General features: G+C 49.7%; 6 protein-coding genes. 2 read left to right on the top strand and 4 right to left on the bottom strand.

The window, feature by feature from the left end:
- The first annotated feature begins 251 nt into the window (after nucleotides 1-251).
- On the top strand, nucleotides 252-1,739 hold the full coding sequence (purH, locus tag PLA23_RS10660; RefSeq protein ID WP_324475165.1) for a bifunctional phosphoribosylaminoimidazolecarboxamide formyltransferase/IMP cyclohydrolase: 1,488 nt from the start codon (nucleotides 252-254) through the stop codon (nucleotides 1,737-1,739).
- A gap of 47 nt (nucleotides 1,740-1,786) precedes the next feature.
- Complete coding sequence (gene hxlB, locus PLA23_RS10655) at nucleotides 1,787-2,419, top strand: 6-phospho-3-hexuloisomerase (protein ID WP_324328760.1); 633 nt, start codon at nucleotides 1,787-1,789, stop codon at nucleotides 2,417-2,419.
- A gap of 7 nt (nucleotides 2,420-2,426) precedes the next feature.
- On the opposite strand, the gene PLA23_RS10650 is transcribed toward hxlB, so the two are convergent.
- The 4 genes from PLA23_RS10650 to PLA23_RS10635 form a co-directional block, all read right to left on the bottom strand.
- Nucleotides 2,427-3,005, bottom strand: a complete 579-nt coding sequence (locus PLA23_RS10650; RefSeq protein WP_324475164.1) for a HemK2/MTQ2 family protein methyltransferase — start codon at nucleotides 3,003-3,005, stop codon at nucleotides 2,427-2,429.
- Nucleotides 2,974-3,744, bottom strand: coding sequence for a 16S rRNA (adenine(1518)-N(6)/adenine(1519)-N(6))-dimethyltransferase RsmA (gene rsmA, locus PLA23_RS10645; protein WP_324328764.1), 771 nt, complete (start codon nucleotides 3,742-3,744; stop codon nucleotides 2,974-2,976). The genes PLA23_RS10650 and rsmA overlap by 32 nt, the downstream gene beginning before the upstream one ends.
- Nucleotides 3,741-4,301: a DUF655 domain-containing protein gene (locus PLA23_RS10640; RefSeq protein ID WP_324328767.1), complete on the bottom strand. Its 561-nt coding sequence runs from the start codon at nucleotides 4,299-4,301 to the stop codon at nucleotides 3,741-3,743. Before PLA23_RS10640 ends, rsmA begins: the two co-directional genes overlap by 4 nt.
- An 11-nt stretch (nucleotides 4,302-4,312) precedes the next feature.
- Nucleotides 4,313-4,573, bottom strand: a 261-nt coding sequence (locus tag PLA23_RS10635; protein ID WP_324475163.1) for an RNA polymerase Rpb4 family protein, incomplete at its 5' end; no start/stop codon positions are given.

Below are 4,573 nucleotides of genomic sequence, written 5' to 3'. Positions count from 1 at the left end.
AACCGGTCATCGAGGTGACAGCAAAACCGACAAAAACGCCCCTCCCTTCTCCACCAAGAGAGAAGAAAACGACAGCTCAAAAACAGCCGCTCAGTCCCTTCCTCGGAATTATCTCCCTGGCAGTACTCCTGCTTGCTGCCGGAAAGCGGCAGTAACCATATCCCCTCAATTTTTCTGACCTTCCAGATATCCGGACAGATCTTCCGGCATCCCAGTATCCTCATTATACCTGATGACCTACGTAGTACCACATGAAACGTGCACTGCTTTCAGTCTGGAATAAGGAAGGGATCATAGATCTTGCCCGGACCCTGCATCAGGCCGGTATTGAACTATTAAGTTCAGGGGGAACCGCCAGAGTCCTCACCGGTGCAGGTATTCCCATCATTGAGGTATCAGAATATACCGGGTTTCCGGAGATGATGGACGGACGGGTCAAGACCCTCCATCCCCGGATCCATGGAGGGATTCTGGGCAGGAGAGGGATCGATGATGCCATTATGAAAGAGCACAATATCGGCCCGATTGATCTGGTTGTTGTCAATCTCTATCCGTTTGAAGAGATGACAAAACAGTCCCTCCCCCTTGAGGAGCTTGTCGAGTTCATTGATATCGGTGGACCGGCGATGATCCGTGCAGCCGCAAAAAACTACGCCGATGTCCTTGTGGTTATTGACCCCGCAGATTATCCTGATCTGATTCAGGCAGTATCCTCCGGGAAGGCATTTTCAAAAGAGGAGAGACTCTCGTATGCAAGGAAAGTCTTTGCCCGCATGGCGGCCTATGATGGGGCCATCAGTAATTATCTCTATGGTCTTGATCAGGAGTTGCCCCAGGTCTATTCGGTACAGTTCCGCAACGGCCGGATGCTTAGATATGGTGAAAACCCGCACCAGATTGCTGCAGTGTATGGTGAGACCGGGATTGGTGGCACTTTGCCGCTCCAGGGCAAAGCGATGTCATACAATAACTATCTTGACGTCGATGCGGCAGTCGGTCTTCTTCGGGAGTTTGATGAATGTGCCGCCGTCATTGTTAAGCATAATAACCCCTGTGGGGTTGCGACTGGTGAAACAATCCGCGATGTCTATATTGCAGCACGTGATGGTGATCCGGTCTCTGCATATGGGGGTATTGTTGCCGTGAATCGTGAGGTGAATGCAGATCTTGCCAGAGAGATCGCCCGGACTTTTATCGAGGTTCTCATCGCTCCCTCGTTCTCTGATGAAGCCAGAGAAATCCTGAGGACCAAAGAGAATCTCAGACTCCTGCTGCTTGCTGATCCTGTGGGAGGTGCAGCCGTCAGAACCATTGACGGGGGAGCACTGGTTCAGGTGACACCTGTCCGGAGAGAGGAATGGCAGGTTGTTACCGAACGCGACCCGACTGCTGATGAGGAAGCCGCCATGATACTTGCAATGAAAGTCTGCAAGCACGTAAAAAGTAATGCCATCGTCTTTGCTGACAAACATCGTGCCCTTGGTATTGGTGCCGGTCAGATGAGCAGGGTTGACAGTGCGAAAATAGCCATCTCCAAGGCACAATTCCCGCTGAGCGGATCGGTCGTTGCATCGGATGCGTTTTTACCGTTTTCAGATACCCTGGAGGTCGCAGCAGATGCAGGAGCGACCGCCCTTATTCAGCCGGGAGGATCGATACGGGATAATGAAGTGATTGCCGAGGCAAACCGGAGAAAAATGGCGATGGTATTTACTGGAATCAGGTATTTCAGGCATTAAAGAAAGGAAGATGAACCTTTGGAACCAACAATAATACGGCATATTTCATGTCTTCACCACCAACGGCAGAACCATGTATCCCGCTTCGGGATATCATGCTTATGATGATCTCCCGGATTGGGGAGATAGCAGAGACCCTGGAGCAGGAACAGGTTGATTGTTTTTTATCTGCACTGATGGGAGCGCAAAGAATCTTTGTCATTGGTGCCGGCCGGTCCGGGTTTGTTGCAAAATCCTTTGCCATGCGTCTGATGCACCTGGGTCTGACCTCCTATGTTGTCGGTGAGACGGTCACCCCCTCGTTTCATAAAAATGACACGTTGATTGCGTTTTCAGGTTCAGGAAAGACAAAATCCGTCATGGAAGCATGCGAGACTACCCGCCAGATAGGCGGTCAGATCTGCCTGATCACCGGTACCAAAGTCTCACCCATGGCAGCAATAGCAGACTGTGTCGTTCTCTTAAAAATTGATGACGAGAGCTGTTATATCGGTTCTGATCACTTTGACCTCCGGCAGCTCCGAGGTGAGCACCGGTCAATATCCGCGGCATGCACCCCGCTTGGAACCCTGTTTGAGACGTCTGCGATGATATTTGCAGACTCGGTCATCAGTGCCCTTATCGAGCTGAAACACTGTTCAATAGAAGAGATAATGCATCGATATACCAATATGCAATAACCGCATCTCAATCCTTCTTTTTCAGGATATATATCCGCAGTTTCTCACCGTCTTCAAGGATTTCAGATCCGATACATGTGCTCAAAAATCCGGTATGCGAGAACAGTTCCTCGCACCGGTGAAAATCCTGTAATGATGAGATCAGAATCATAATGCGACCGCCTGGTGCCAGAACCTCAGGGATATGCACAAGAAACCGGGCAAGCGGGGCACGCCCGTCCGTTCCCCCGTCAAGGGCATACTCAAGCCAGTCATGTATTCGTTCATCCTTATCTGTCGGGATGTACGGCGGATTAAAAAGGATCATCGTAAACACCCTGCGAAGGCCACGCGCCATATCAGTTCTGATGACCTGAACACCCCGTGTATGTGATAAAAGCACGGCATGAGGGTTTATGTCGGTTCCAATGACCGTGCATAAATCTTGAAGTGAAGAAGCAATATACCCGCTTCCGGTCCCCACTTCAAGAATGATATCATCAGGTCGTATCTCCGCCTGAGCCATGCGAAGAAGAAAAAAGGTATCCTCCCGTGGGGGGTAAATCTGACTCGTATCAGGTACTGAGCCGGTTGGAGATGGTGGCAAAGTCCTCAAGATAGAGTGCCTCCGGTCTGGATGAGAGAATATTGGGATCGAGATCGCTGATTACAGACAAAATCCGCTCTGTTCCATATCTTCCTGCAAGGGCTTTCAGAGTAGACTGTACTGTCTTTCTCCGGCGGGTAAAGAGTTCCCTGACGAGATCTTCATAGACAGCCCGGTTCTGTATTGGGAATAATGGCTCACGGGGCTCTATCCATACCACCGTGGATCTAACCTTGGGCGGGGGGGTGAATGCTCCGGGGGGAAGATCAAAGCACCGGTTTGCCCGTGCATATGTCTGAAGCATAATCGAGAGTCTCCCACAATCCCTGGTTCCGGGATGAGCCATCATCCGGTCCGCAAACTCCTTCTGGTACATGAGAATCGCCGCTTCGAACCCGATATCAAGCAGTCTGAATGTTATCGGAGAAGATATTGAGTACGGAAGGTTTGCCATGACAATCTCAAAGGGAGGGAGAGGGACCTTTACCGCATCTCCATGAATAAGGGTCAGAGACCCGTCTGAAATTTCAGATGCAAACCGTCCTGACAGCCTTGTGATCAGCGTTGAATCCAGTTCAACAGAGATGACGCGGGCACCCCGTTCAAGAAGTGCCTGTGTCAGAATACCGTCTCCTGGTCCAATCTCAAGCACAACGCGCCCGGATACATCCAGGAGATCTGCAATCCGGGCAACAATCCGTGGATCAGTAAGAAAATGCTGGTCACGGTATGCTTTCATCGTGATGTAAAGAGATGATATTTGACATTCGGATCCTGAATCTCTTCCAGTATCCGATTCAGGATCATCCGGTCCGGATGTGGGATAGCTTTGATTCGTTGAGAAATATCTGCAAAATTCTCAAATGGTTTCTTCTCACGTTCTTCGATGATCTCCCACATCAGTTTCTTCCCGATGCCCGGGAGCAGATGAAGCATATGCAGTTTGGGAGTGATTGGTATTGCACGATTATAAAAATCGACAAAGTCCTTTTCCCGATCTTTTATAATCCGTTCAATTGCAAAGGAGAGCTCCTGTATTGCACTGTGCGTCAGTTCATCGTATCTGAGCCGACGCTTCACCCGCTCGATCTTCGGGCGTTCCCCACCCCCGATATATACAAGTTCACCAATGTCTAGGGTCAGGTTTTTTGGAATCAGTTCCAGAAGTTTGAACTGTTCCACTCCGACAGCCTGAACAACCGGCTCCCTTTTGTACATCGGCCTTGGATCATCCGGATACCCTTTCGGAAGGATATCTAAGACTACCGCATTGATCTCTTTTTTTTCTTCTTTCATGACAATCAAGCCTATCTGAAGTGAGAAATCACCAGATCAATGATGGCATCAAGTTCCTCGGGGGTATGAGAGAATTTATCCCTGCCAAATACTGCCCGCACTTCATCCCGTGTCCGTGGCATAATATTTGCAATCCGGTAGGCCACGTCGGGTTTTACTTTATCCAGCTGGAGCAGTGCCTGCACAAGTTCCCTGGACTTCTCTGCAGACGTTTTTGAGATCTGATTGGCATGTTCAATACTGCGCCGAAGTTCATATGACATCTCTTTGCC

Origin of the sequence: Methanospirillum sp. (assembly GCF_035406105.1) — an archaeon.
In the GTDB taxonomy this organism is placed as follows: Archaea; Halobacteriota; Methanomicrobia; order Methanomicrobiales; family Methanospirillaceae; genus Methanospirillum.
Note: the sequence above shows the minus strand (reverse complement) of the source record. Positions and strands in the feature narration are given on the sequence as shown.